Origin of the sequence: Synechococcus sp. H55.2 (assembly GCF_047462495.1) — a bacterium.
In the GTDB taxonomy this organism is placed as follows: Bacteria; Cyanobacteriota; Cyanobacteriia; order Thermostichales; family Thermostichaceae; genus Thermostichus.
In genome coordinates this window covers 16,348-41,518 of the sequence record NZ_JANSJH010000003.1, presented here as the reverse complement: position 1 = coordinate 41,518, position 25,171 = coordinate 16,348, and the positions used below count along the sequence as shown (strand labels likewise).

26 protein-coding genes and 1 tRNA gene are annotated in these 25,171 nt (G+C 59.2%); 17 read left to right on the top strand and 10 right to left on the bottom strand.

All coding sequences use genetic code 11. From position 1 onward, the window contains the following. From NW844_RS00910 to NW844_RS00890, 5 genes are all read left to right on the top strand, one after another. A partial coding sequence (locus tag NW844_RS00910; protein WP_414332655.1) for a DUF4351 domain-containing protein occupies nt 1-208 on the top strand: 208 nt, incomplete at its 5' end. 13 nt (nt 209-221) lie between these two features. Further along, nucleotides 222-1,562, top strand: coding sequence for a TldD/PmbA family protein (locus NW844_RS00905; RefSeq protein ID WP_414332653.1), 1,341 nt, complete (start codon nt 222-224; stop codon nt 1,560-1,562). A 4-nt stretch (nt 1,563-1,566) separates the two neighbouring features. Then, the gene (locus NW844_RS00900; RefSeq protein WP_414332651.1) at nt 1,567-2,364 is read left to right on the top strand and encodes an MBL fold metallo-hydrolase; all 798 of its coding nucleotides are present in this window, start codon (nt 1,567-1,569) and stop codon (nt 2,362-2,364) included. Next, nucleotides 2,361-2,786 (top strand): DUF2358 domain-containing protein, encoded by a 426-nt coding sequence (locus NW844_RS00895; RefSeq protein WP_414332649.1) that lies wholly within the window; start codon nt 2,361-2,363, stop codon nt 2,784-2,786. The genes NW844_RS00900 and NW844_RS00895 overlap by 4 nt, the downstream gene beginning before the upstream one ends. Before the next feature lie 72 nt (nt 2,787-2,858). After that, a tRNA-Ser gene (locus tag NW844_RS00890) sits at nt 2,859-2,943 on the top strand. 338 nt (nt 2,944-3,281) lie between these two features. On the opposite strand, the gene NW844_RS00885 is transcribed toward NW844_RS00890, so the two are convergent. Both NW844_RS00885 and NW844_RS00880 read right to left on the bottom strand, forming a co-directional pair. Beyond that, entirely contained in the window at nt 3,282-3,827 is a 546-nt protein-coding gene (locus NW844_RS00885; protein ID WP_414332647.1) for a hypothetical protein, read from the bottom strand. A gap of 229 nt (nt 3,828-4,056) precedes the next feature. Beyond that, a complete protein-coding gene (locus NW844_RS00880; protein ID WP_414332698.1) occupies nt 4,057-6,468 on the bottom strand; it encodes a DEAD/DEAH box helicase in 2,412 nt (803 codons plus the stop codon). A 171-nt stretch (nt 6,469-6,639) separates the two neighbouring features. On the opposite strand from NW844_RS00880, the gene NW844_RS00875 reads away from it, so the two are divergent. The 3 genes from NW844_RS00875 to NW844_RS00865 are packed head-to-tail and all read left to right on the top strand — an operon-like array spanning nt 6,640 to nt 8,598. Continuing rightward, nucleotides 6,640-7,275 carry an anthranilate synthase component II gene (locus NW844_RS00875; RefSeq protein ID WP_414332645.1) on the top strand — a complete coding sequence of 212 codons (636 nt, stop codon included), beginning with the start codon at nt 6,640-6,642 and terminating at the stop codon, nt 7,273-7,275. Beyond that, a complete protein-coding gene (locus NW844_RS00870; protein ID WP_414332643.1) occupies nt 7,272-8,045 on the top strand; it encodes an MBL fold metallo-hydrolase in 774 nt (257 codons plus the stop codon). Before NW844_RS00875 ends, NW844_RS00870 begins: the two co-directional genes overlap by 4 nt. Nucleotides 8,046-8,049: 4 nt before the next feature. Then, nucleotides 8,050-8,598, top strand: a complete 549-nt coding sequence (locus tag NW844_RS00865) for an ankyrin repeat domain-containing protein (RefSeq protein WP_414332641.1) — start codon at nt 8,050-8,052, stop codon at nt 8,596-8,598. Nucleotides 8,599-8,740: 142 nt separating this feature from the next. Here NW844_RS00865 and NW844_RS00860 read toward each other — a convergent pair whose 3' ends face one another. Beyond that, nucleotides 8,741-9,736, bottom strand: a complete 996-nt coding sequence (locus NW844_RS00860) for a deoxyhypusine synthase family protein (protein ID WP_414332639.1) — start codon at nt 9,734-9,736, stop codon at nt 8,741-8,743. Between the two features lie 109 nt (nt 9,737-9,845). Between NW844_RS00860 and bioB the strand changes: the two genes are divergently transcribed. The 3 genes from bioB (at nt 9,846) to NW844_RS00845 (ending at nt 13,397) form a co-directional block, all read left to right on the top strand. Further along, on the top strand, nt 9,846-10,778 hold the full coding sequence (gene bioB, locus NW844_RS00855; protein ID WP_414332637.1) for a biotin synthase BioB: 933 nt from the start codon (nt 9,846-9,848) through the stop codon (nt 10,776-10,778). A 158-nt stretch (nt 10,779-10,936) separates the two neighbouring features. Then, nucleotides 10,937-13,012: an ATP-binding protein gene (locus NW844_RS00850; protein ID WP_414332635.1), complete on the top strand. Its 2,076-nt coding sequence runs from the start codon at nt 10,937-10,939 to the stop codon at nt 13,010-13,012. An 88-nt stretch (nt 13,013-13,100) separates the two neighbouring features. Further along, nucleotides 13,101-13,397, top strand: coding sequence for a 2TM domain-containing protein (locus tag NW844_RS00845; protein WP_414332633.1), 297 nt, complete (start codon nt 13,101-13,103; stop codon nt 13,395-13,397). Nucleotides 13,398-13,406: 9 nt separating this feature from the next. On the opposite strand, the gene NW844_RS00840 is transcribed toward NW844_RS00845, so the two are convergent. From NW844_RS00840 to NW844_RS00820, 5 genes are all read right to left on the bottom strand, one after another. Next, nucleotides 13,407-14,444 carry a hemolysin family protein gene (locus NW844_RS00840; RefSeq protein WP_414332631.1) on the bottom strand — a complete coding sequence of 346 codons (1,038 nt, stop codon included), beginning with the start codon at nt 14,442-14,444 and terminating at the stop codon, nt 13,407-13,409. Beyond that, complete coding sequence (locus NW844_RS00835) at nt 14,437-14,613, bottom strand: hypothetical protein (protein WP_414332629.1); 177 nt, start codon at nt 14,611-14,613, stop codon at nt 14,437-14,439. Before NW844_RS00835 ends, NW844_RS00840 begins: the two co-directional genes overlap by 8 nt. A gap of 174 nt (nt 14,614-14,787) precedes the next feature. Next, a complete protein-coding gene (locus tag NW844_RS00830) occupies nt 14,788-16,416 on the bottom strand; it encodes a bifunctional pantoate--beta-alanine ligase/(d)CMP kinase (RefSeq protein WP_414332695.1) in 1,629 nt (542 codons plus the stop codon). A 48-nt stretch (nt 16,417-16,464) separates the two neighbouring features. Continuing rightward, nucleotides 16,465-16,578 (bottom strand): cytochrome b6-f complex subunit V, encoded by a 114-nt coding sequence (petG, locus tag NW844_RS00825; protein WP_414332627.1) that lies wholly within the window; start codon nt 16,576-16,578, stop codon nt 16,465-16,467. A gap of 217 nt (nt 16,579-16,795) precedes the next feature. Further along, nucleotides 16,796-18,073: a SufS family cysteine desulfurase gene (locus tag NW844_RS00820; protein ID WP_414332625.1), complete on the bottom strand. Its 1,278-nt coding sequence runs from the start codon at nt 18,071-18,073 to the stop codon at nt 16,796-16,798. 179 nt (nt 18,074-18,252) lie between these two features. On the opposite strand from NW844_RS00820, the gene NW844_RS00815 reads away from it, so the two are divergent. Beyond that, nucleotides 18,253-18,471, top strand: a complete 219-nt coding sequence (locus tag NW844_RS00815; protein ID WP_414332623.1) for a chlorophyll a/b-binding protein — start codon at nt 18,253-18,255, stop codon at nt 18,469-18,471. Nucleotides 18,472-18,593: 122 nt separating this feature from the next. Then, nucleotides 18,594-18,902, top strand: a complete 309-nt coding sequence (gene psb35, locus NW844_RS00810) for a photosystem II assembly protein Psb35 (protein WP_414332621.1) — start codon at nt 18,594-18,596, stop codon at nt 18,900-18,902. An 81-nt stretch (nt 18,903-18,983) separates the two neighbouring features. Here psb35 and NW844_RS00805 read toward each other — a convergent pair whose 3' ends face one another. Further along, entirely contained in the window at nt 18,984-19,658 is a 675-nt protein-coding gene (locus NW844_RS00805; RefSeq protein WP_414332619.1) for a response regulator transcription factor, read from the bottom strand. A 193-nt stretch (nt 19,659-19,851) separates the two neighbouring features. Here NW844_RS00805 and NW844_RS00800 point away from each other — a divergent pair, with 193 nt between their 5' ends. Next, the gene (locus NW844_RS00800) at nt 19,852-20,598 is read left to right on the top strand and encodes a rhomboid family intramembrane serine protease (protein WP_414332617.1); all 747 of its coding nucleotides are present in this window, start codon (nt 19,852-19,854) and stop codon (nt 20,596-20,598) included. Nucleotides 20,599-20,659: 61 nt separating this feature from the next. Then, on the top strand, nt 20,660-21,268 hold the full coding sequence (locus NW844_RS00795; RefSeq protein ID WP_414332615.1) for a Uma2 family endonuclease: 609 nt from the start codon (nt 20,660-20,662) through the stop codon (nt 21,266-21,268). Between the two features lie 20 nt (nt 21,269-21,288). On the opposite strand, the gene NW844_RS00790 is transcribed toward NW844_RS00795, so the two are convergent. After that, nucleotides 21,289-22,902 (bottom strand): NAD(P)H-quinone oxidoreductase subunit 4, encoded by a 1,614-nt coding sequence (locus NW844_RS00790; protein ID WP_414332693.1) that lies wholly within the window; start codon nt 22,900-22,902, stop codon nt 21,289-21,291. A gap of 229 nt (nt 22,903-23,131) precedes the next feature. On the opposite strand from NW844_RS00790, the gene NW844_RS00785 reads away from it, so the two are divergent. Together NW844_RS00785 and NW844_RS00780 are read left to right on the top strand one after the other, a co-directional pair. Then, entirely contained in the window at nt 23,132-24,010 is an 879-nt protein-coding gene (locus tag NW844_RS00785; protein ID WP_414332613.1) for an isoaspartyl peptidase/L-asparaginase, read from the top strand. A gap of 122 nt (nt 24,011-24,132) precedes the next feature. Then, a complete protein-coding gene (locus tag NW844_RS00780) occupies nt 24,133-25,167 on the top strand; it encodes an adenosine deaminase (RefSeq protein WP_414332611.1) in 1,035 nt (344 codons plus the stop codon). The last annotated feature ends 4 nt before the right edge of the window (nt 25,168-25,171 follow it).

The window sequence follows — 25,171 nt, the reverse complement described above, 5'->3', positions numbered from 1 at the left end:
GGGCTTACAACAGGGCTTGCAACAGGGTTTGCAACACGGGGAAGCAACACTGGTTTTGCGGCTTTTGCGGCGGAAGCTGGGATCCCTTGACCCGGCCTTGGAAAACCAGATTTGGGCCTTGCCGCCGTCGCAGCTGGAGGCGCTAGGGGAAGCTTTGTTGGATTTCCACAGCGTGGAGGACTTGACCGCCTGGCTGGCCCGTCGGTAGGGAAGGAGTAGCGATGCTGCAAGTTGAGGCCTTGGCCGAACAGGCGCAAAGCTGTGCCAAACGTTTGGGGATCCCCCAGTTTGATCTCTACGGAGCCGAGGTGGACGAGACCAGCGTGCAGGTGGAGCAGGGGGAGCCCCGTCAGGTAAAAGCCTCTCACCGCTGCAGTGTGACGGTGCGGGCCTGGAACGACCAGGGCCAGGTGGGGGTGACTTCCACCACCGCTGTGGACGAGGCAGGGCTGGAACTGGCTCTGCAGACGGCCTTGGAAGCCAGCCACTTCGGCGTGCGGGAACACGCACCCCAATTGAGTCCAGAAGCGAAGCTGCCCATTCTCCAACCCTGTAACGCCAAAAGGCCGCTGGCGCTGGCCAGCGAGCTTCTGGAGCAACTGCTGGCCGCTGAGAAGGCTTTACTGGGATCCCATCCCGCCATCCAGGGGGTACCCTACAACGGCCTGGCCCAGCGGCAGATCGACCGCTTTTACCTCAACAGCGACCAGGCTCTGCGACAGGAGGGCCACACCCTGACCTCGGTCTTTCTCTACGGCAAGGCAGAACAGGAGGGTCGCAAACCCCGCAGCGCCGGCGCTATGCGGGTAGCCCGCAGCCTGGAGGAGTTGGATATCCAGGGCTGCGTCAAGGAAGCAGCCGAGAAACTCATCAGCCACCTGGAGTACGAGCGGATCCCTTCGGGGAAATACACAGTGGTTTTTTCCGGGGAAGCTTTTTTAAGCCTCTTGGGCGCTTTCTCCAATCTCTTCAACGCCCAGAACATCCTGGACAACCAAAGCCTGTCCACTCCCGACTCACTGGGCAAGCAGATTGCCTCGCCGCTGCTCTCGGTGTGTGATGACGCCTTGCACCCTACCAACGTGAGCGCAATTAGCTTCGACGGTGAAGGCACTCCCACCCGCCGCGTTCCCCTCATCACCAATGGAGTTCTGACCCACTTTTTGCACAGCGCCGGCACCGCCAAACGCCTGGGGGCCCAGCCCACGGGACATGCCAATATCGGCGCCAAGGTGACGGTGGCGGCCCACTACTACCACGTCTTTGCCGGGGCTCCACCAGAGAGCACCTACGACCTGGCCACGGCTGAGAATGTGGTCTGGATTGACGAGCTGCAGGCTCTCCATGCCGGAGTCAAGCCTCTGCAGGGATCCTTTTCCCTGCCCTTTCAGGGCTGGTGGGTGCGCCAGGGAGAGCGCATCAGTATCGAGGCGGCAACGGTAGCGGGGGATTTTCTAGGACTCTTGCAGTCGATTTTCTACGTCGAGCCGGAGCCCCAAATCACCCCTGCTGGTCTGTGTCCCCGCATTTGGGTAGCCGATCTCTCCATCACCGGGCAGTAGCACCATGAAACTCACCCGCATCGACCTCAACAGTTGGCTAATCCATACCCAGACCCAGACTTTTCTGCTGGATCCGTGGCTGGTGGATCCCTTGGTGTTCTTTGGCCTGCCCTGGTTCATCCGCCTGGAGCACCGCCAGGTGCCGCCCTTCACACCAGAAACCCTGCCCAAACTCGACGCCATCCTCCTCAGCCAGGGCCAGCCGGATCATTGCCACCCCCCCACCCTGCAGCGGCTGAACCGGCAGATCCCGGTTTTCGCTGCGCCGACAGCCGCCCGCGTGGCACGGAGCCTTGGCTTTAAGAGGGTGCAGGCCCTGGATCCCTGGCAGTCAGTGCAGTGGGGAGATCTGCGCATCACAGCGGTTCCGGGAGCACCCCTGGGGCCGGTGCGGGAGCTGGGCTTTTTGCTGGAGGAGCTGCCGACCCAGACGCGGCTTTACTACGAGCCCCACCTCTCCCAACCGGATATCCGCCCGCGGCTGCAGCAGGAGTTTGCCCCCATCCACACCCTGCTGATCCCGGTGGTAGGCCAGATCTTTCCCCTCTTGGGCGAGGTGATCATGGGGCCGGAGCGGGCCCTGCAGGTGGTGGCCGCCCTGCGCCCACAGCAGGTGATTCCCACCGCTATGGGAGAGGTAGATTACCACGGCTGGTTTGCCGCCCAGATCCGCCCTCTGGGGAGCCTAGAGGAGTTCCGGGAAAAGCTGGGATCCCTGAACGCCGCCACTGGCCAATCCATCCGGCTGTGCTGTCCTGCCCCAGGGGAGACGGTATCCCTTCCCGCTGAGGTCAGAGCATGAGCCACCCTTCTCAGCCCAGCCTCGACCTGGTGGCCATCCTGCGGGCCGATTACGCCCGCTTTCCTCGGGATCAAACCTACTCCATCTACGACCCCCAGGTTTATTTCCGGGATCCCCTCAACGAGTTTCGCGGCCTGGATCGCTATCGAGCTATGATCGCCAGCCTAGAGCGCTGGCTGCAGGATATCCATCTTGAGCTGCACGACATCCACCAGAGCGGCAGCCACATCCGCAGCGAGTGGACGCTGAGGGGATCCCTGTCTTTTTTGCCCTGGCGTCCCCGCCTGTGCATCCCCGGCTGGACAGAGATGCGGCTTAACCCCGCAGGTCTCATCGAATCCCACGTTGACTACTGGCGCTGCTCCCGCTGGAAGGTGATGCGGCAAATGTTTCGGCCTGGGGATGCCAAAGGATCCTCTTAGTGACCGCCATCCTTTGCTAGGATCACAAAGCTGACTTTTTAGCTCTGCTGGAAAGTCATTAATCTGTGCGCTGGAGAGATGGCCGAGTGGTCGAAGGCGCAGCACTGGAAATGCTGTGTGGGGCAACTCACCGTGGGTTCGAATCCCACTCTCTCCGTTATCAGGTAGTCCACTGGTATCCACCCAAGTCCAGAAAGTTCTTATCTGGTGAGGCTTCTGGGCTTTTTGGTGTCCAGGGAAGTCTGGCCAAGTCCACTGAGATCCAGGCTACAGTGGGACACGGCAAGCGGGGTCGGGCATGGACCTAACGGAGTTGGCCATCAGAAGTGCCAAACCCAGTTCGAGCTCTGCACAACCAATGCCACTGATCCAAACCTCATTGTCAGCTTCATCGGACGGATCCCTGATTCAATGTAGTCAATTTCTTCTCTTCTTGGATTAGCCAACATTTAGCGTAAAGTTTAGCTCTACGAATTAGTTAATGTATAGTTCGGGTTACCTTCCTCTCGTCAGTCTTTCAATCAGAACATCTATTGATCCGACGCAATGATGGTTTGCTGGAATGGAGTAATACTTTTCTTCTGCTCCACGAATTTTAGGGTTAACGATTGGAAACTCTCCATCTTGCAAGGCATTAAAAAATTCAGTGTCGAGCGCTACCGTACGTAACAAGTCGTTCCGAGGCAAGTGATGCACTAACCAAACCTCATGTTCTCCTTCTCTTTTTCTTTGAGCATTTTGAACCTTGTCAGGTCTAATCCACAGAGGCTGATGTTCGTCGACCGAGGTTGTCAATGGCCCAGTAATTTCAAGGTACACGTTTGTTCCAACGACAAAGATATCTGGATCACCTTTCTCGTGACCATGCTGTGTTGCGTTCCCAGGTAGGTACTCTGACTGGCCTGTCCCTAAACCTCTAAATTCAACTTGAATTCTGCCATCAGACATAGACTCCAGAAGCTTTGCAACCTTATGCTCTCGCTTTGCAGACTCCTCCCAGGAATGTTTGTACTTATCTTTCCAATAGTTGAAGTCAGGCACGTTGTACTCACCTCATTTTCTTAACTCTGATAAAGCCCAAAGGCTTTTTTCCCAGATAGAGTATCATCCATGAACACCCCTGGAATCTGTCCAGCAGCTCAATCACTTCTGAAGGCTTTGAAGTAGGATTACACTGGGGTTGGTCAAAAGGTTAGCAGCTAGGCTTTCTGCAAACAGTGGCATAGCTACACTTGTGTCCCTGAAAAAGAGAAAGTCAGTAATTCTAGTTCTAGATCAGCTCGCTGACCGGGAAGCGATCCAGCATCTTTTGGGCTTCGCGGGCATTTTCCCGCAACTCTGACGGCAGATGGGGGACATAGGGGATCTGAGAAAGCAAATCCAACGTGCGACGGATCAGGCGCACCAAGTCGCCGGCATCCAGGTTGGTACTGGCCTCTAAGGTTTTCCAAGGAGTCCCTTGCGCCCAGTGTTCCACGATCCCGGCCAAGCTGGGCTCAAACCCAATCGGCACATGAAACACCTGGTGTTGCCGCTGGCTGCGGAACAGTTGCCGCCGCAGGCCCCGTAACCCATGCAACACATCCTCCACCAGCCCCGAGGTGCGCAGCCGGCTGTAGGTACCTGAACGGGGAGGCTCTGAAACCAAGGCAGCCACAACTCCGGCCAGATGATGAGGAGCACAGCCTTGACATTCCCCAGAGAGCAGAGCCAGCGCCAGCCAGAGCTCGTTATCCCCTCGCAGAGCGGCCACCACCTCTCCGCTGGCGGTAGGTTGATACTCCCGCAGACAGTCGAACTCCTGCAACACCCCCACCAAGGCCATAAATTGCTGCCAGCGCAACTCCTGCACCGAATCGCTTTGCCGCTCCAGATGCTCAAGGCGCTTGAGCAAGCGCTGCCGTTTTTCTCGTAGGCCCAGCAGTTTTTTCCCCACTTGGTGGGCGGGATTCTCTCGGATTTGAGCTTCCAGGGCGCGGATCTTTTCCTCTTGGGCTTGGATGTGGGGAAAAGCCAACAGGCGCAGGGTGGGATCCGGCTCGGCTTCTCGCTGTTTGAGTAGGTAGCGCAAGATGCGCCGTTCTTCCCGCCGCTGCGCCTGCATTTTCTCATAGCGGGCGATATCTTCAGCAGAAATATCTCCCAGGAGGCGGTCGATCTCTTCCAGCTCGGCGCGCGTCTGCTGCAGTTCTTGTTGTTCGGGCAGCTTTTGCAGCGAGAGCAAATACTGGCCAAAGCTGCGGTTAATGAGATCCCGCGCCGCTTCCAAAGAGTGCTTTTGCAGCAGGTTCAGCACCATGCCATAGGTGGGGGTAAACTGGCTCACCAAGGGATCCGCCCCCGCCGTGGCCAGCCGCGCCGCCTCTTGCGCCCCTTCAAAAGGCGATTGCAAGGTCACCACATGCCCGATCACATCTTTGCCCCGTCGCCCGGCCCGGCCCGACATTTGCATAAACTCAGAGGCGGTCAAGAGGCGGTGGCCGTTATCGGTGCGCTTGGAAAGAGAAGAGATGACCGTGGTGCGGGCGGGCATGTTGATCCCGGCGGCCAAGGTCTCGGTGGCGAAGACCAGCTTCACCAATCCCTGCTGAAACAGGTGCTCCACCAAGCCCTTCCAGGCGGGCAACATGCCGGCATGGTGGGCGGCAATACCCCGGTAGAGGGCATCCAGTTGATCCCGACGCACAGCTTCCGGCGTTTCCCGGCAAAAGCAGTCGATCTGCTCGGCCAACTGCTGCCGTTCTGCCTCGCTGGCGACTAAGTCCAAGTTCCCCACACCGGCCACCGCCAGGTCGCAACCTTTGCGGCTGAAAATGAAATAGATGGCCGGCAACATATCTCGCTGGCGCAAGTTTTCCACCACCTGCACCATATCTGGCACCCCCCCATAGGAGGACTGGCCGGACTTGGAGGGTTTGCTTTTTAGGCGGCGATTGCGAACCCACTGGCCCGACTCCGTTTGCTCCAGCAGGGGGAACAGTCCTTTGCGATTGGCAAAGTGAAATTGCAGCGGCACCGGGCGATGGCTGGAGTCGATCAGGCGGGTGGGACCATGCACCTGGTTCATCCAGTCGGCGAGCTGGTCGCTGTTGGCCAGGGTGGCCGAAAGGGCGATGAGCTGGATTGTGGGGGGGCAATAGATGATCGCTTCTTCCCAGACGGTGCCCCGCTGCTGGTCGTTCATGTAGTGGCATTCGTCCAGGATCACCGCCTGCACATCCCGCAAGGGATCCCGGTTCAGGGCCTCCGCATCCTCCCAAGGTTCCATCTCACTGGCGTAGGCCCCTCTCTGAACCGCCAGAGAGAGCGGCGTGCCGTAGAGCATGTTGCGGAAGATCTCGGTGGTCATCACCAAGATCGGCGCCTCCCGGTTGATGGAGATGTCGCCGGTGAGGAGGCCAACCCGCTCCGGGCCGAATTGCTGGCCGAAATCGCGAAACTTTTGGTTGGAAAGAGCCTTCAGAGGGGTTGTATAAAAAGCCCGCTTGCCCTGGGACAAGGCCCGATAGATAGCATATTCTCCGATCAGGGTCTTGCCGGATCCAGTGGGAGCACAGACCACCACCGATTCCCCTGCCGCCAGAACCTGAATGGCCCGGATCTGAAATTCGTCCAGCTCGAAGGGGAAAAGCTGCCGCAACTCGTCCAGCAAATCGGTTGCCGGGGAGAGAAGCGCATTCATGGGATCCAAGAAGTCGGCATTGACATCTGGAAAGCCAGCCAACTCGCTGCTGCTTATGTGTTATACCTTCCAGAATACAAGCTTCCTCAGGGTATTGGCTCTAAATGCCGAGCCGAGGGTTAGCAGCCTCCTGGGCAATGATAAAATGGGGTCTCGTCGCCGGATGCTATCGTGCTGGTCGTTATTGACAACTACGACAGCTTTACCTATAACCTGGTGCAATACCTGGGGGAACTGGGGGCGCAGGTGCGGGTTTTTCGCAATGACCAGCTCTCGGTTGCCGAGCTGTGCCAGCTACAGCCAGAGGGGGTGGTCATTTCCCCCGGGCCGGGACGGCCAGAGGATGCTGGCATCTCGCTGGAGCTGATTCGGGAGCTGGGGCCAAGGCTGCCCATTCTGGGCGTCTGCCTGGGCCACCAGTGCATCGGCCAGGTCTACGGTGGCCAGATCGTGCGCGCCTCTGAGTTGATGCACGGCAAAACTTCCCTGATTTACCACCAAGGGGTGGGGGTGTTTGAGGGGCTAAGCCGGCCTTTTGCGGCAACTCGCTACCACAGCTTGGTCATTGAGCCCTCCACCTGTCCTGAAGAGCTGGAGGTGACGGCTCAAACGGACAGTGGGATCATCATGGGGGTGCGCCACCGCCGCTATCCTCACGTTCAGGGGGTGCAGTTTCACCCAGAAAGCATCTTGACCCTGGAGGGCAAGCGCCTGTTGGGCAACTTCCTGCGCCTGGCTCAGCTCCATGTCTCGGGATCGTCCCAGCCAGCGGCTGCCGCCGTCGCGTCAGGGATCCCGTGCCCATGAAGCGTCGCCAGCTTTTGCAAGCCAGCGCCAGCCTGGTGGGATCCCTCGCCGTAGGGGGTCAATGGGCGGTTGCCCAAACGGCCCCTTTCCCAGGGGGATCCCTGGAGTTCACCTCCCAGAGCCTGCAACTGACCTGGCTGCACCACAGTTGCGTTTTGTTCGAGGGGGAGGGCAAGCGCTTTCTGGTCAACCCCTTTCGGCCTGGGGGCTGTACAGCCGGCTACCCTGCTCCCAGCGTTAATGCCGATCTGGTGCTGCTCAGCAGCCGCCTTCTCGACGAAGGGGCCCTGGACGTCGTGCCCGGCAACCCCAGGGTGTTGTTTCAGCCCGGGGACTACGTCATCGATGGGATCCGCGTGCAGGGGGTGCGCATGCCGCGGGGCCCCCGCTTTGGCCTCAACGTGGGCTGGCGCTGGCGCATGGCCGGGATCGACATTGTCCATTTGGGGGGGGCCCTGCAGCCCATTGGCCGGGAACAGTCCATCCTGCTGGCTCGCCCTGACCTCTTGCTGGTGCCGGTGGGGGGTGGGCCGAAAAACTACGATCCCGCCGGGGCCAAGGCAGCCATCGAAGCGCTGCAGCCCAAGTTGGTCATCCCGACTATGTATCGCACCGCCGCCGAGGCGTCCCAATGCGAGCTGCAACCTTTAGAAGCGTTTTTGCGCCTATTTCCCGCCGCTGCCGCGCAACCTGCCCTCAGCAACCCGTTGCTGCTTTCGGCCCAGGCCCTGCCCAGCCAAGGGATTGCCATCCTGTTCTTTGAGGAGTAGGGCCATGGAGCGTAGGTGGTGGGCTGTGGGTGTCGGGCTGGGATCCCTGCTGCTGGGAGGGCTGGGGGTCTACGGGTACTCCCTGCCAGAAGATCCTCAAGTCCTGGCCACCGCCAACCCGCTGCGGCTGCAACTGGCTCTCTGGCTGGGGAAAGACGCCAATGTCGTCGAGGAGCGGGGCAAGACGGCTCTGTTCTTCGTCGAAAGCGGCCTCAACACCCGCCTTTTGCTGGCCGCTGGGGCGGATCCCAACCGGTTAGATCGCGGCGGAGCCAGCCCCCTGCACCAAGCTGCCCGCCTGGGCAATCCTGAAGTGACCAAGGCTTTGCTCGAGGGAGGTGCCGAAGTGAACGCCCGCTTCGGGGCCGGCGGCCTGCCCCTGCATTTTGCCGCTTGGTCGGGCAACCCCGCGGTGGTGCGGCTGCTGCTGGAGCATGGCTCCGAGATTGACGAGCCGGACGGCTACGGCCTTACCCCCCTGCGCATTGCCCAGGACATGAGGCGCTGGGAAGCTGCGATTCTGCTCTCCCAATGGCCCCGCCCCGAACCATAAGGACAATCGCTGACCCTCAGCAACCCCTCTCTCCTTGTGTTGGGAGTGGGGGGCGAAATGTCTTCATCCCGTTTGAAACAGCTGTACCTTCCCCTGGCTGCCGCTCCAGGGACGACCGAGCGGGAGGTGCCCTGAGACGGCCCTACCACCCCAGCACCCAGGCGAAGATCAAAGGCGCCACGATGGTGGCATCCGACTCGATGACGAACTTAGGTGTGTCAACCCCCAGCTTGCCCCAGGTGATCTTCTCGTTGGGGACTGCCCCCGAGTAGGAGCCGTAGCTGGTGGTGGAGTCGCTGATCTGGCAGAAATAGCCCCACAGGGGGATCCCTTTGCGGCCCAGGTCTTGGTGCAGCATGGGCACCACGCAGATGGGAAAATCGCCAGCAATGCCGCCGCCAATCTGGAAGAAGCCGATGGAGCACTCTGCCGAGGTGCGCGTGTACCAGTCCGCCAGTTGGATCATGTACTCAATGCCCGTGCGGACGGTATGGACATGGCGGATCTCACCGGTAATGCAGTGGGCAGCGTACATGTTGCCGGTGGTGGAGTCCTCCCAGCCCGGCACGTAGATGGGCAAGTTGGCCTCCATGGCCGCGTAAACCCAGGAATCCCGCGGATTGATCTGGTAGTAGGGCTCCAGCCTGCCGCTGCGCAGGATGCGGTAGATGAACTCGTGGGGGAAGTGGCGTTCCCCGGCCCGGTCGGCAGCCATCCACTCTTCCAGCAGAGCTTTTTCCAGGCGCCGCATCGCCTCTTCTTCGGGAATGCAGGTGTCGGTTACCCGGTTCAGGTGCCGCTCCAGCAGCTCCTGCTCCTGCTGCGGGCTGAGGTCGCGGTAGTTGGGCACCCGCTCGTAGAAGTCGTGGGCGATGAGGTTGAAGATGTCTTCCTCCAGGTTGGCGCCGGTGCAGGAGATGGCGTGCACCTTGTCCTGGCGGATCATCTCGGCCAGGGAGAGCCCCAGCTCCGCCGTACTCATGGCGCCGGCCAAGGTCACCATCATCTTGCCGCCTTTTTCCAGGTGAGCAGAGTAGCCCTTGGCGGCATCCACCAGGGCGGCGGCGTTGAAGTGGCGAAAGTGATGCTCAACAAATTGGCTGATAGGGCCTTTGGCCACTGCTTCTGCGGTTATCATTGTTGAGTTTCTAAGCGAGACGGGTTCGCCTTCTCAAAGCACAGACCCCTTATCCTAACCAAACCTAAGAGCGCTGGCAAGCTTTTAGGGAGTTTTGGACATTGCCGGCATGGCCATTGCTCTGGAGTACGTTCGCGAAATCTACCACCGGCCGCTGCTGCAGTTGGTGTTCGAGGCGCAGGCGGTGCACCGACAGCACCACCCTCCCAACCGGGTTCAACTCTGCGCCCTTGTCAACATCAAGTCGGGCGGCTGCCCGGAAGACTGCGCCTATTGCCCCCAAAGCGCCCGCTACTCGACAGGGATCGAGACCTACCCCTTGATCTCCCTGGATTCGCTGCGCGAGCAGGCCATGGCTGCTCAAAAAGCCGGTGCCACCCGGCTATGTATGGGCGCTGCTTGGCGGTCAGCCCCGGAAGGGGAGGTGTTTGAGCGGGTGCTGGAGATGGTGCGCACGGTGCGCGAGCTGGGGATGGAAGCCTGTGTCACTTTGGGGATGGTGTCGGCTGCTCAGGCGCAGCAGTTGGCGGCGGCTGGGCTGACGGCCTACAACCACAATCTGGACACCTCGCCGGAGTTCTACCCCCGCATCATCACGACGCGCACCTACCAGGATCGCCTGGAGACTCTGGCCCATGTGGGGGCAGCCGGCCTGCAGATCTGCTGTGGCGGCATTGTCGGCCTTGGGGAGACCGACGAAGACCGCATCGCCCTGCTGCACGTTTTGGCCAACCTGACGCCGCCGCCCACTTCGGTACCCATCAACGCGCTGGTGCCGGTGGCTGGCACGCCCCTGGGCCAGCTTCCCCCTCCCGATCCGCTGCTGCTGGTGCGCACCATCGCCACGGCTCGGCTGCTGCTGCCCAGAGCCCAGATCCGGCTCTCGGCAGGGCGGAAAAACCTGTCCGAGAGCGACCAGGCGCTGTGCTTCTCGGCAGGCGCCAATTCCATCTTCACCGGCGAAAAGTTGTTGACCACGCCTAACCCAGGCTCGGCCGCCGATGCGGCTTTGCTCGAGAAGCTAGGCCTGCAACCCCTCTAGAAGCATTTCCTTTTGCGCCTTTAGGATCCCTAGTTGGATCTAGGCGTGTCCCTTCTGTTGTAACAATCTTTTCAGAAAATCTAACCCTTTCTTAACCCTGTCGGCAGCCATGTCAGAATGGTGGCGACAGTGTTCTCCAGGGTTGTTACGTCGGGTTCATGTCTCCTGTCAGCACTGCCGAGCCCCTTGCCGAAGTCCAATCCCCTGAGGCGGCTGCTTCTTCTCCTCCAGAGCTCTCGCTTGGGGAGACTGCGGAGCCGACAAGGGGAGGGGGCTTTTGGGGATCCCTGCGGCGCTGGTGGGCGCGCTGGAAACAAAAGCTGCGCCTGGAGACCCAGTTGCTCTTTGTGGCCACGCTGGTGGTCTCGCTGGTGGTGAGCAGCTTCACCTTCTGGGCCGTCAGCACTGTGCAGCAGGATGCCCGCTTTAACGAGGCCCGCTTTGGCCGGGATCTGGGATTGCTGTTGGCAGCCAATGTCGCTCCCCTGATCGCCGAAGATCGCATCGGCGAAGTGGCCCAACTGTCGCGGCAATACTTTGAGAGCACCAGCAGCATTCGCTATTTGCTCTACGCCGACCCGGAGGGGAACATCTACTACGGGATCCCGTTTTCCAACCAGGAGGTGAAAACCTCCCTCAGCCTTACCCGCCGCATGCAACTGCCGGACAACCGCCCGCCTGCCGAGGGCCAGCCGCTGGTGCGCACCCACCTCACCCCCGCCGGGCGGGTGACGGACATTTTTGTCGGCATCTATCATCAGGGCCGCTTTTTGGGCACCCTTGGCCTCGGCATCAACCCCAACCCCGCCCTTGTGCGCTCCACGCAACTGGCGCGGGAGGTCTCGATTGGGGTGTTTTTGGCAGTGTGGGTTCTGGCCATCCTGGGATCCGTGGTCAACGCCCTCACCATCACCTATCCCATCAAAGAACTGGTCAAGGGCGTTCAGGAGATCACCAAGGGCAACTTCAAGCAGCGCATCGACCTGCCCTTTGGGGGAGAGCTGGCCCAGCTCATCGACAGCTTTAACGAGATGGCGGAGCGGCTGCAGAGCTACGAAGAGCAGAACATCGAAGAACTGGCCGCCGCCAAAGCCAAGTTGGAGACGTTGGTTTTCTCTATCGTCGATGCCGCCATTTTGCTGGATGCCGAGTTTCGGGTGCTGCTGCTCAACCCGGCGGCCTCTCGCATGTTCGGCTGGGAAGGGGATCCCGTCTTGGGCAAGCCCTTGCCGGAGCTGTTGCCGGAGGATCTACGGCAGCAGTTGGCCCGCCCCCTGATGCAAATTGCCCGCGGGGATCAAGAGGCAGAAGAAATTCGCGTCAACCTCAGCGGCCCCATCAAGCGCGTCGTTCGCATCCTGCTGTCGCCGGTATCCGACCCGCGGCGGCAAAACCTCAAGGGGATTGTAATGACGGTACAGGACATCACCCGCGAGGTGGAGCTCAACGAGGCCAAGGCCCAGTTCATCAGCAACATCAGCCACGAGCTGCGCACCCCCCTCTTCAGTATTAAGTCTTTTATCGAGACCCTCTACGAGTACGGCGAGCAGATGTCGCCAGAGGAGCGGCTGGACTATCTGGAAATTGCCAACCGCGAAACCGATCGCCTCACCCGCTTGGTCAACGATGTGTTGGATTTGTCGCGTCTGGAGTCGGGCAAGCAGTACCACTTCGAGGCCGTCGATATCGCGGCGGTGATCGAGCAAACCCTGCGCACCCACCACCTGCAAGCCCGCGACAAAGGGATCCAGTTGCGCAAGTTTGTCGATCCGGATCTGCCCCTGGTGTGGGGCAACTACGATCTGCTGCTGCAGGTGATGACCAATCTTTTGGGCAACGCTCTCAAGTTCACGCCGTCGGGAGGTCTGGTGACGGTGCATGCCCACCTGGTGGTACAGGCGGATGGATCCCCGCAGGCGGTGCGGGTGGCGGTGGCCGATACGGGCATCGGCATCGCGCCCGAGGATCAAGAGCGGATCTTCGACCGCTTTTTCCGCGTCGAGAACCGCGTCCACACTTTGGAGGGCACCGGCCTGGGCCTGGCCATTGTGCGCAACATTCTGGAGAAACACCACACCCGCATCTGCCTAGAAAGCAAGCTGGAACAGGGATCCACCTTCTGGTTCGACCTGCACCTATACACCGAAAACGGGCCGCTGGAGTTTGCCGCCCAGCCCGGCGAAACGGATCCCCCCAGTTGCCGCTGGCGGGAGCATCCCCAGCAAACCTCTTAAGGAGCAAAAAGCCCGTACGGCTGCAGGGATCCCTGGTGGTGGCTTGTTCTACACTGGAGAAGGTTTTGAGTTGTGAGGGGTTGCTGCCATGCCGCCTCGCTGGCCCCGGAAGCCCTCCCGTCGGGATCCCGAGTTTCGCAAGCTGGATGACCGCTACACCTACGCGGCCCACCTGGCCGTTTTTCTCTGCAGCGCGTCGGGACTGGTGTTTTTCCAGCAGTTGTACCGGGCGGATTGGCCGTGGCTGGTGCCGCTGCTGGGCTGGTGGGGCCTAGGCCTGGGGATCCACAGCTTCTCGATCTTTTTTGTGGCCCGCTACCCTGCCGATCCAGGTTTTGTGGAGCTCCCCCCCGAAGCCAACGAAGACTCTGTAGAAGCCGGCTAGCGGCCTCCCTCAAGGGGAGCCAGGGGAGGAGGGGCGCTGTCGTCGTTGTCGCTGCAGCAGCAGGGGGGAGAGATCGCTTTCGTCGTAGATATCTCCCACCAGCTCTTCCAAAATGTCCTCCAGCGTGATCAGGCCGGTGGTGCCGCCAAACTCATCCACCACGATCCCCAGGTGTTGGCGGGAGCGCAGCATCTCTTTGAGTAACAGGCTGACGCGCTTGGTATCGGGCACAAAAAAAGGCGGGGACATGGCCTTGGTCACCTCGGCATTGCCCTTTTGCTCCAGGTGGCGCAGGGCCTGCTTGAGGTGGATGACGCCGACGATCTCGTCCTTAGATTCCCCCTGCACAGGGATGCGGGAGTAGCCCGTCTCCAGGCAGAGCTTCACCACATCCTGCAGGGTTTTATCGTGGGAGATGGTCTCCATTTTTACTCTAGGTTTGGCCACATCTCCCGCCTGGAGCAAATCCAACGCCAGCGCCCCGCGAAACAGGCGCCGTTTTTGCCAATCCAGCAGCCCCCGCTGCCCCAGCACGTCGATCAACAGCTCCAAATCCTTGAGGGAAGCAGTGGCCGTCAGCGGCGAGAGCTCCAACAGGTTGAACAGCCGGCTGACAATCCATTCAAAGGCGTCGGTAAAAGGGCGCAGCAGCACCGAGAGGATATGGACAGGCCGCACCACCCAGCGGAACACCCCCAGGGGATGACTCACCGCCAGGGACTTTGGGGCTACTTCTCCAAACAGGAGCACCAGGATCGTGGTGGGCACAGTGGCGGCCAAAGCTCCAAACTGGGATCCCAGCAGCTCGATGGAGAGGGCTGTGGCCAGGGCAGCAATGCCGATGTTGACAAAGTTGTTCACCAACAACAGGGTGGTGATCAGCCGTGAGCGCTGTTGTTGGGCCAGTCGATACAAGCCTTGCGGATCCCCTTGTTCCTCGATCAGGGATTCCAGGCGCAAGTTATCCATGGCCGTGATGGCCGTTTCGGCCCCAGAGCAAGCTCCCGAAAGGAGAAGCAAAAAGGCTAAGAGGAAGACATTAACCATAGCGCTCCGTCCGCAACAGCGGAACGGGATCCAGATCCATGTTGCCCAGAGCAGAAAATGGGTAGCTTCGGCCAATGCAAAGAAAAGCGGGTCGGCACATTTTCATCACCAACGGGATCCCATCCGGCACCTCGACACCTGAGCGGTTTTGCCAAAGTTCAGCACTCAACCCAAGGCTCAGAATCCCTAAACACCCACCAACTCCATCTTTTGCGATAAGAGTCTTCATTGAGCAACGAGAGAGCACTCAAGCTGTTCAAACCGACTAGCTTGCTGAAGATCTTGGAAGATCTTGTGAAAAGCTTAACTTATCCTGTGTTGATCCCTAACCGGTTGCTCAAAGCTATTGATCAAAACGGGCTTGGCCGGATCGATCCAAAAGTTGTCGGTACAACATCACAATTTTGTCTTGCACCTCGGATTGGCTCAGGTGATCTGTGTCGATCAGGATGGCGTCGGGGGCAGGCCGCAAGGGAGAGATAAGCCGTTCGCTGTCGCGGCGATCCCGCTGCTCGATTTGGGCTTTCAATTCTTCGAGGGGCACCATTTGCCCTTGGGCTTGGAGTTGCTGTTGCCGGCGTTGGGCTCGTTCGCCCACCGAGGCGGTCAAAAAGACTTTCAGCTCAGCATCGGGAAAGACATAGGTGCCGATATCTCGCCCCTCTAAGACGGCCCCCCCATCCCGGCCAATGCTGCGTTGCCGCTTCACCAGCTCCTGCCGCACCCCCGGCACTGCCGCCACCTGAGAGACCCAGCGGGTCACTTCTGGGGAGCGGATGGCCTGGGTGATTTCTTCGCCATCGGCCCAGATGCGGGTCGGCTCTGCCGAAGAAGTGCCACTTTGCAGGGTGAGCTGGGTTTGGGCGGCCAGTTGGGTCAATTGCTCGGCGTCGTCCAACGGGATCCCCCGCTGCAGCGCCAGCCAGGTGATAGCCCGATACATGGCCCCTGTGTCCAAGTACAAAAGCTGCAGTTGGGCGGCCACTGCCCGCGCCACGGTGGATTTTCCGGCTCCTGCCGGGCCGTCGATGGCAATCAGCGGGCGACGTGGGGTAGAAGCCACCTCCGAGGAAGGCGGTGCCGCGTTTTGTGCTTTCTCGGCCCAGGGATCCCCTTGTGCCGGAGAGAGGAGCAGATTGTCGATCAGGCGAGTTTGCCCCACATAGGCGGCGATGGCCAGCAATCCCTTGTCTTTCACCTCGGCCAGCGGCTGGAGGGTTTGCGGATCCACCAGTTCCAAGTATTGCACCCGCAGTTCAGGGGTGTGCTCCAGCTCGGCACGGGCGGCAGCCAGGATCCCTTCTGCCGAGGGATCCCCCGCCTGCCAATGGTTATACCCCCGACACAAGGCCCGGTACAGGCTGGTGGCCACCTGTCTCTCTTCAGGAGAAAGGTAGCGGTTGCGGGAGCTGCAGGCGAGGCCATCGGCTTCTCGCACGGTGGGGCAGGGGACAATGGTGGTGGGGATCTGCAGATCTTGGACCAGCCGTTGGATGATCGCCAGTTGCTGGGCGTCTTTCTGGCCAAAGTAGGCCCGCTGCGGCTGCACCAAGTTCAGCAGTTGCAGCACGATGGTGGCTACGCCGCGAAAATGCCCCGGTCGGTGGGGGGCACAGAGGGTTTGCAAAAGGGACTCGGGAGGCATGACCCAGGTGCGGTCGCTGCCGGCTGCCGGGCTGGCGCCCATCTCCTGCGGGTCGGGGGCAAACACCACATCCACGCCCGCCGCTTCACACAGGGCCCGATCCCCCTCCTCGTCGCGGGGGTAGCGATCCCAGTCTTCGTTGGGCCCAAATTGCAGCGGGTTGACGAAAATGCTGACCACCGTGCGGTCGCACTCTTGGCGGCAGCGGCGGATCAGGCTGAGATGGCCCTCGTGCAGGGATCCCATCGTGGGCACCAAGCCGATGGTGGATCCCCGCCAGCCAGTTACCTGCTCCCGCAAAGCAGCAACGGTGCGCAGCCAGTGCATCGCCATGCCACCTCACTTCTTCTCCGCCTAACCTACCCAGGGCAACTTTCAAAGACCGATCTTGTTGCCCCGTTGATACTGCCTGTAGGCGGCCACAAACAAGCCCGCCAAGGTGACCAACACCATCCCCAAAACGATCCCCAACAAAATCGGCTCGATCACAACCCCGACCTCCTAGTTCAAACCTAGATCATGTTGACATACTCCCTGTCTTTTAGGGCAGGGATCTTTGACGCTTCACCGACCGACGCCGGCAAACCAGTCCTACAGGGTCTCCACATCGGTTTTGGAGTCAGGCCTTCCATCCCGACTTGGTTGATGTTACTTGAGATATCGATTGGCGCCAGTCGGGACGAAGTCCTCTGCCTGTGACGGATCCCTAGCCCAAAGCAACGCTGAAGAACTCCACCGCTTCTGCCAACACTTCCAAGAAGCGATCTACCTCCGCCAACGTGTTGTACAGGTAAACGCTGGCCCGGGCGGTGGATTGGACTCCCAAATAGCGATGCAGGGGCTGAGTGCAATGGTGCCCCGCTCGAATGGCGATGCCCTGCTCATCCAGCAAGGTAGACAAGTCATGCGGATGGACGGCCTCTACCGAAAAGCTGACCAGCCCTGCCCGTCGCGTCGGATCCTTGGGGCCGTAAACCGTGATACCCGCTATGTTTTGGATCCCGTCCAACAAATGGGCGATCAACCGTTGTTCATGGGCGTGAACCCGCTCCAAGCCGATCTGGCTCAAGTAATCCACGGCTGCCCCCAACCCCACCGCCTGGGCAATCGCCGGCGTGCCGGCCTCAAATTTGTGGGGGATATCCGCATAGGTGGCGTGATCCCAGTACACATCGGCGATCATCTCTCCCCCACCCAAAAAGGGTGGCATCCCTCGCAACAGCTCCCGCCTGCCGTAGAGGATGCCAATCCCCGTTGGGCCACACATCTTATGCCCTGAAAAGGCCAACCAATCGCAATTCAACGCCTGCACATCCACAGGCATGTGAGGCACACTCTGACAAGCATCCAGCAAAACCTTGGCCCCGTAGCGATGGGCCAGCTCCGTGATCTCCTGGACGGGGTTGATGGATCCCAGCATATTGGAAACCTGGGTTACCGCCACCAGGCGGGTGCGGTCGCTGAGCAAAGACCGGTAGTGCTCCAGATCCAACTCTCCTGCTGGCGTGATCTGGATGAACTGGAGGCAGGCTCCCGTCTTCTGGGCCACGAGCTGCCACGGGATCAGGTTGCTGTGGTGCTCCATCACCGAAAGGACGATCTCATCCCCTCGTTCCAAATTGCTCAAACCCCAACTGTAGGCCACCAGATTGATGGCTTCGCTGGCATTGCGGGTGTAAACGATCTCCTGTGGCGAAGCGGCGTTGATAAAACGAGCGATCTTTTCCCGCGCCCCCTCATAGGCATCGGTGGCTTCGTTGCTCAGCGTATGAACCCCACGATGCACGTTGGCGTTGGAGCACCGATAGTACCGATCCATCGCCTGCAAAACTGCCAGTGGCTTTTGAGAAGTGGCAGCGTTGTCAAAGTAGATCAGGGGGTGGCCGTTGACCTGGCGCTGCAAAATCGGAAAGTCCGACCGCACCTGGGCAGCTAGGTCGAAAGAATGGTCCAGCCTAAGAGAAGAAGGGGTGGATACCGCCATAGTCTGCGCAAAAAGCCCGTTTCCCTCAGTATGACATCGCTCTGGGCCAGCCCTCGGAAAACCCATCTGGGATCCCTTCAGTCCTACCCACTCTGCCGTCAGGGCTTGGAAGCCAAAACTTGTCACAAACTGTAATCTTATGTTAAGTTTGTTTACGTACAGTGATAAAGGTATTCACAATGCAATCGTCTCCTAGGATTCCTTCGCGCCTGGATTCCGCATCCGTTGCCCAGTACTATGACACCAGCAACGACTGGATCCCCGGCTGGACGGAGCAAGCGGAGCGTTGGAATGGACGCTTGGCCATGTTGGGCTTCGTGATCAGCATGGTTACAGAAGCGGCGCTGGGCCACAGTGTTTTTGCCAGCACTCTCGCTCAGTGGCTGGGTCTGCAATAATCTGCAATAATCCGGTAGAGCCCCATCGGGCATCTCACAGACTTTACCCCTTAGCCTTGAGATGCTGCGGCTCTACCTTGGCTTGAGCTTTTTTACCCTTCGACTCCTATCTTGACAGGCTGATGATGCTTGAGAATCCCTTTTTCCCCTACATTGCCGTAATGGTGGCTGGGCTGGTAGCTGCTGTTGCGATGGGCTCGATGGCTTTCTTCAACTCCAAGCGCCCTGCCGGCTGGGAAGGCGCCGGTCGCCCGCGGTATGTGCCGCAGTATGGTCAAGACGGCGACACCCCGCCGGAGTGGGAAATTGGCTGGACTGAGAAGGCCGAGCGATGGAACGGACGGCTGGCCATGCTGGGGTTTGCCCTGAGTGTTGTGGTAGAGGCCATTGTGGGCCACAGCGTCTTCGCCTCTGTGTTGGGGATCCGCTGAGCCCGGTGGAAAACTGTCTCGGATAAAAGTTCCTACAGAGCAACAGCTATCCTCTGGCCTCTACCATTTAGTTACCTTTATTTACCATTGAATAATCTTCTTCTGAACGGCTGTCATACACATGGCAACGCGGGCGTTGATCTCATCCTCAGATCCGAAAATATCCAGCTTTTCTTTGAGCCGTTGGATGCAGTTTTGTACGGTCTTCTTGCTGGTGTGAATGCGATCGGCAATGGCCTGATCGGTGAGGGCCTCTTTGCAGAGTAAGTTCAAGACCTCAATTTCCCGTTCTGTCAGCTTCGTGAGACCACGCAACTCCCGCGGCATGCGCAATTCTCCATTCAGGGCGCTTTTGGCTCCCTCCAAAAACACAGTCCGCCGTTCCATTTTGTTAACCGCGGCAAACCCGCCCTGGTGTTTGCTGATCAAGCCCACCAATGGAGTCAGCAGTAGCGGCTCACTAGAATAGGCCATCACGTTCAGGGTGGGGTAGTTCTCAAAGATGTGGCGCAGGAACTCTAGGCCAGGCTCGGCAGACTGTTCGCCGCTGGTTTGACCGTAGAGCAAGTCCGCCACGACCAAATCCGGCTGTTCCCGCTGCAGGCGCAGGATGGCGTCCATGGGATTGCTGACCGTGATGCACTGAGCATCGGCTGCAATCCGCTGCAGCCACTCGCAGTTGTTTTGGGCCACCTCGGGATGATCTTCGACGATCAAAAACTTGAGGGGGGTAGTTGGGCTTTCAACCTCGGACATCAGTCCACTCCTCTAAGTTCACCATCGGCCGTATGGGAACAGCCGGAACATTTCTACAGACAGGGGATCCCAACTGTAAGCATGGCTCCCAGCAGACCACTCCAGTGTAGCCTCAAGTGGGGTTTTAGAGGTGAGTCTGAGGGGTAGGAAGAGACAGGTTAAGCTAGAGGGTGATGTCAACTGGATCTCAACTGTGGTACCTCTGCAAGACCGCAACCCAACCACCCGCACGGCCTACGTCACCTATGCCCTGGTGCTCATCAACATCTTGGTTTTTGTGTATGAGCTTACCTTATCGCCGCGAGAGTTGGTGGCTTTTTTCCGAGAGTGGGCAGTGGTACCGGTAGAGTTGACGGCGAGTTTTCGAGGGGAGGTCACTTCTTCGCTGCGCCCCGAATGGATGACCCTATTCACCTCGCAATTTTTGCATGGGGGCTTTCTCCATATTGGTGGGAACATGCTCTTTTTGTGGGTTTTCGGCAACAATGTTGAGGATCGCTTGGGGCATGTGCGCTACCTCATTTTTTACCTGACTTGTGGAGCTTTGGCCGCCCTAACCCAGTGGTTTTTCGATATGGAATCCACCATTCCTTCGCTGGGGGCAAGTGGGGCCATTGCCGGGGTGTTGGGAGCCTATATCTTGCGTTTTCCACAAGCTGAGATCTTGACCCTGGTGCCTCTGGGCATTTTCATTACAACCATCTATGTTCCCGCCTGGGTGTTCCTGGGTTTTTGGTTTGTGCAACAGGCGTTTTACGGCATCGCCAGCCTGCAGACGCCCATCAACATCGGCATGCAGGGGGGAGGGATTGCCTACTGGGCCCACGCGGGCGGCTTTGTGTTTGGGGCCATCTTGGGGCCGTTGATGGGGTTATTTTCTGGCAAAAGCCCTTATGACCGCCAAATGACTTGGCAACAACGGGACAGGGATCTGTTTTGATCGGCTTTGATACTTTACTGAGCCTATTGTTAATCAAATAGCAGCGTGATAGGAGCAAGCTATGGTCAGTCTATCTGCCAAGCCTCTAACTCTGGAAGACTTTCTACAACAGCCGGAAACTCAGCCTGCCAGCGAGTTTATTGAAGGAGAAATTATCCAGAAGCCTATGCCACAGGGAAAGCATAGCCGTCTCCAACTAAAACTGGGCAGCTTCATTAACGAGATGTTGGAGCCTTCTCAACTGGGAATGGCATTTCCAGAGCTGCGCTGCACTTTTGCCGGATATGCGATTGTGCCCGATATTTCTGTGATCGCCTGGGAGCGGATCCCTGTGGATGAAGATGGCACCATTCAAAATTTCATCCCCTTTTGCCCAGATTGGATCATCGAGATTCTCTCTCCCGATCAAGATCAAATGAAGCTGGTCAAAAAGATCTTGATTGGCTTGGCCCACGGCTGCCAGATGGGGTGGATCGTGGCCCCCGAAGAAAGGGTCGTTTTCGCCTATCCTGCCGGACAGCAGCCAACAGTGCATGAGGATCCGCAAGAGGTTATCCCCGTTCCCGCTTTTGCTCAAGGGATCCAACTGACGATCGGGACATTGTTTGGCTGGATGCGAGTTCAAGGCGGCGAGAGCCGCAAGCCCATTGGAGAAAAAAGCCAAGGCTAGCTACACCGGCTTCCCTCTCCTCAATTTGGCTCAGTGTTGTAAAGGGCAGGGGCTTGGGCAACCGTCGCTCCGAGGGAGGAGAGTTCCTGGCGCAGCAAGGCCACCAGGGCATTGGTGGACTGGTCGTAGAGGCTAGTGACCAGCTTGGGATAAAACCCGATGCCGATGATGGGGATCAGCAGGCAGGCGATGATGAACACCTCGCGCGGCTCGGCATCCACCAATTCTTCATGTTCGGTCAGCTCTTTGTTTTCCGGGCCAAAGAAGATCTGCCGCAACATCGACAGCAGGTAGATAGGAGTCAAGATCACCCCAACCGCCGCCAGAAAGACCACCACCAGCCGGAAGGGGAGAGAGTAGGCATCGGTGGTGGCCATGCCGATGAACACCATCAGCTCGGCCACAAAGCCGCTCATCCCCGGCAGAGCCAGAGAGGCCAGCGAGCAAGTGGTGAACATCGAGAAAATCTTGGGCATCTTCAGGCCGACGCCGCCCATTTCCTCCAGCTCCAGCGTGTGGGTGCGGTCGTAGGTGGCCCCCACCAAGAAGAACAGGCTGGCCCCGATCAGCCCGTGGGAGATCATCTGCAACATGGCGCCGCTCATGCCGATTTCGGTCAGGGATCCGATGCCGATGAGGACAAAGCCCATGTGGCTGATGGAGGAGTAGGCGATCTTCCGCTTCAGGTTGCGCTGGGCAAAGGAGGTGAGGGCAGCAAAGATGATGTTCACCACCCCCAGCACGATCAGCACCGGCGCAAAGTAGAGGTGGGCATCCGGCAGCATGCCCACATTCATGCGCATCAGGGCATAGCCCCCCATCTTGAGCAGGATCCCGGCCAGCAACATGTGAACCGGCGCCGTGGCTTCGCCGTGGGCATCGGGCAGCCAGGTGTGCAGGGGGAAGACGGGCAGCTTCACCCCATAAGCAATCAGGAAAGCCCCATACATCAGCAACTGGAAGCTCAGCGGATAGGCCTTGTGGGCCAGATCCGTCATGTCAAAGCTGATGGGATCCCCGTAGAAGGCCATAGCCAAGCCCGCCACCAGGATAAACAGCGAGCTGAGGGCGGTGTAGAGGATGAACTTGGTGGCCGCATAGAGGCGGTTGTATCCCCCCCAAATGGAGAGGAGCAAATAGACCGGGATCAGCTCCAGCTCCCACATCAGGAAAAACAGCAGCATATCCTGCACGGCAAACACCCCGATCTGGCCGCCGTACATGGCCAACATGAGAAAGTAAAACAGGCGCGGCTTGAGGGTGACCGGCCAGGCGGCCAAGATGGCAAGCGTGGTAATAAAAGCCGTGAGCAGAATGAGCGGCATGGAGAGGCCATCGGCCCCCACCGACCAGCTTAGCCCCACCTGCGGCACCCAGGTGTAGCGCTCCAGCAGTTGCAAGCCCGTCTGGGCGGGATCGTAGCCGACATAAAAGCCGGCCAGCAGAATCAGCAGATCGGTGACTGCGATGAACAAAGCAAACCAGCGGATCCGCTCGGCCAACTTTTGCGCGTAGGCGCGGGTACTGGGATCCCCAGCCGGCGCCGGGATCAACGGGATAAAGAGAGCGGCCAACACAGGGTACACAATGACCGTGGTCAGCCAGGGGAACTCGTTCAAGCTGGGCAGCGCCATCGATAGAACCTCGTTCATGCCATACGATCCAAGAGAACCACTGCCGGCCACAACCCGACAGCCCTCTTCCAGGATTGCCGTTGAGTATCTATGCTTAGCAAATCCACAGAATTATCTTAAGACTCTTCCTCCCTTTCCGCCGGCGTTCCTGGAAAGTGGTATCTGTGAAGGGTGAACCCAAAAAGCAAAGACCATCCCCCAGTAGCCTCACAAGGTATCCGAACCCATCATGCCTCAGCCCAAACTCATTATCCACGGCGGAGCCGGCAGTGCCCTAGAAGGAGAAGACAGCCTGGAAAAGGTGAGGAGATCCCTGCGGCAGGTGGTGGAAAGTACCTATGCGCTGCTGTTGGCAGGGCAAGCGGCAGAGGCGGCTGTCTTACATGCCTGCCAACTGCTGGAAGATGATCCCCTCTACAACGCCGGCACAGGATCGGTCTTGCAGTCGGATGGGCAGATCCGCATGAGCGCCGCCCTCATGAACGGGGCCACCCAGTCTTTTAGTGGGGTGATCAACGTCAGCCGGGTTCAGCATCCCATCCTCCTGGCCCAGGCTTTGCAATCCAGCCCGGATCGGGTGGTGGCCGAACAGGGGGCAGCAGAGCTGGCGCGGGAACTGAAGTTGCCGGTCTATGACCCGACCACTCTCAAGCGGCTGCAGGAGTGGGTGCAGTTGCGCCAGACCCATCCCCCGTCAAGGGTGCTCACCGCCCTGGCCATGGGCACGGTTGGAGCGGTGGCGCTGGATCAACAGGGGCGCATTTGTGTTGGCACCTCCACCGGCGGGCGGGGGTTTGAGCGGGTGGGGCGGGTGAGCGATTCGGCCACGCCCGCAGGAACCTACGCCAGTGCGGCAGCGGGAGTCAGTTGCACCGGTGTTGGGGAAGATATTTTGGATGAGAGCTTGGCGGCACGGATTGTCATTCGAGTGGAAGATGGCCTCAGCCTAAAAGCGGCCATGGCCAAGTCTTTTCAAGAGGCCCGCCAACGGCGCCGCTCCCTTGGGGCCATTGCTCTATCGCGCTTGGGCGAGATTGCTTGGGATACTACCACCGACCTGCTGCTGGCCGCCTACCACGATGGGCAGGGGATCGGTTTGACGATCTAAACTTCCAACCGAGCTTGCGCAATTCCGCCTGGACAAGCTCGAGGCAGTTGGATAAGAGTAAAGATAGTACTTAAACAAACCAAGTCTGCTCCTGCGCGGGCAGCGATGGGGAGCCCCGACCTATGGCACTTCATGCGGAGTTGCACCGCCACCTGGGCGGTTCTGTCGTCCCTCGGATTCTGTGGCGCTACTTGCATCGCCAGGGATCCCCTCTGGCGGAGCGCTTTCCCACCTATGCCGAGTTTGAAGAGTTCTACACCCGCCCGCGCAACACCCTTGAAGATTACTTGGAGCTGCACACGCTGGTGGAACAGGTGCAAACCCTGGAAAGCTTACCCTATTTCATCTACCGTCTGCTGCGGGGAGCCTATGTATTTGAGGATCTGGCCTACCTAGAAATTCGTTACACCCCCTACCTGCGCACGGATCCCAGCCTGGACGAGGCAGATCGCCTCAAGCAAATGCGCCAGGTAATCGAGACGGTGGGACAGGCCAGCCAGCAGCGGGAATACCCCATTGTTACCACTCAGATTGTGTGTTTGCACTCCCGCCTCCCCAGCCACATCAACCGGGCTATGGTTGAAGCTGCTGCCGAGTCGGAATATGTGAGTGCCATCGACCTGGCTGGGGGAGACAAGCCTTACGGCGAACGCATGGACGAGTGGATCGAGCTATTCAAGTATGCCTTGGCCCGCGGCCTCAAGACCACTGCCCACCTCTACGAGACGTTGGATGGCTGTTACCCAGAGCTGCTGCCCTATGTCTCGCGGATTGGCCACGGCATTCAAATTCCCCTTCACTATCCAGAGTTGCTGCCGGAGCTGGCGCGGCGAGGACAATGCCTGGAAGTTTGTCCCACCACCTATCTAAAAACGGGCACCTTGTCCAGTTTGGATCCCCTCAAGATTGTGTTTGATCGCTGCTTTGAGGCAGGGGTAGATATCGCCATCTGCACCGACAACGCCGGCTTGCACAATGTGCGCCTGCCGTTTGAGTACGAGAACCTGCTCACCCACGACATTATCGATTTCGAGCAGCTCAAACACTGTCAGGAAGCAGCTTTTCGCCACGCTTTTGCCTGGCCTTATAAGGGGCGCCCGGCCTCTCTGTTGTCGGAGTTACAGCAGGGGGTATCTGCTTCTTTGGTAGCCCTCTGATCGC

Coding starts and splice junctions, on each gene's coding strand:
- NW844_RS00795 (WP_414332615.1), top strand. CDS start 20,660: ATGGTCAGTCTATCTGCCAAGCCTCTAACTCTGGAAGACTTTCTACAA.
- NW844_RS00780 (WP_414332611.1), top strand. CDS start 24,133: ATGGCACTTCATGCGGAGTTGCACCGCCACCTGGGCGGTTCTGTCGTC.
- NW844_RS00845 (WP_414332633.1), top strand. CDS start 13,101: ATGCCGCCTCGCTGGCCCCGGAAGCCCTCCCGTCGGGATCCCGAGTTT.
- NW844_RS00785 (WP_414332613.1), top strand. CDS start 23,132: ATGCCTCAGCCCAAACTCATTATCCACGGCGGAGCCGGCAGTGCCCTA.
- NW844_RS00805 (WP_414332619.1), bottom strand. CDS start 19,658: ATGTCCGAGGTTGAAAGCCCAACTACCCCCCTCAAGTTTTTGATCGTC.
- NW844_RS00900 (WP_414332651.1), top strand. CDS start 1,567: ATGAAACTCACCCGCATCGACCTCAACAGTTGGCTAATCCATACCCAG.
- NW844_RS00905 (WP_414332653.1), top strand. CDS start 222: ATGCTGCAAGTTGAGGCCTTGGCCGAACAGGCGCAAAGCTGTGCCAAA.
- NW844_RS00790 (WP_414332693.1), bottom strand. CDS start 22,902: ATGGCGCTGCCCAGCTTGAACGAGTTCCCCTGGCTGACCACGGTCATT.
- NW844_RS00860 (WP_414332639.1), bottom strand. CDS start 9,736: ATGATAACCGCAGAAGCAGTGGCCAAAGGCCCTATCAGCCAATTTGTT.
- NW844_RS00850 (WP_414332635.1), top strand. CDS start 10,937: ATGTCTCCTGTCAGCACTGCCGAGCCCCTTGCCGAAGTCCAATCCCCT.
- psb35 (WP_414332621.1), top strand. CDS start 18,594: ATGATGCTTGAGAATCCCTTTTTCCCCTACATTGCCGTAATGGTGGCT.
- NW844_RS00820 (WP_414332625.1), bottom strand. CDS start 18,073: ATGGCGGTATCCACCCCTTCTTCTCTTAGGCTGGACCATTCTTTCGAC.
- NW844_RS00815 (WP_414332623.1), top strand. CDS start 18,253: ATGCAATCGTCTCCTAGGATTCCTTCGCGCCTGGATTCCGCATCCGTT.
- NW844_RS00895 (WP_414332649.1), top strand. CDS start 2,361: ATGAGCCACCCTTCTCAGCCCAGCCTCGACCTGGTGGCCATCCTGCGG.
- NW844_RS00880 (WP_414332698.1), bottom strand. CDS start 6,468: ATGAATGCGCTTCTCTCCCCGGCAACCGATTTGCTGGACGAGTTGCGG.
- NW844_RS00840 (WP_414332631.1), bottom strand. CDS start 14,444: ATGGTTAATGTCTTCCTCTTAGCCTTTTTGCTTCTCCTTTCGGGAGCT.
- NW844_RS00870 (WP_414332643.1), top strand. CDS start 7,272: ATGAAGCGTCGCCAGCTTTTGCAAGCCAGCGCCAGCCTGGTGGGATCC.
- bioB (WP_414332637.1), top strand. CDS start 9,846: ATGGCCATTGCTCTGGAGTACGTTCGCGAAATCTACCACCGGCCGCTG.
- NW844_RS00865 (WP_414332641.1), top strand. CDS start 8,050: ATGGAGCGTAGGTGGTGGGCTGTGGGTGTCGGGCTGGGATCCCTGCTG.
- NW844_RS00830 (WP_414332695.1), bottom strand. CDS start 16,416: ATGCACTGGCTGCGCACCGTTGCTGCTTTGCGGGAGCAGGTAACTGGC.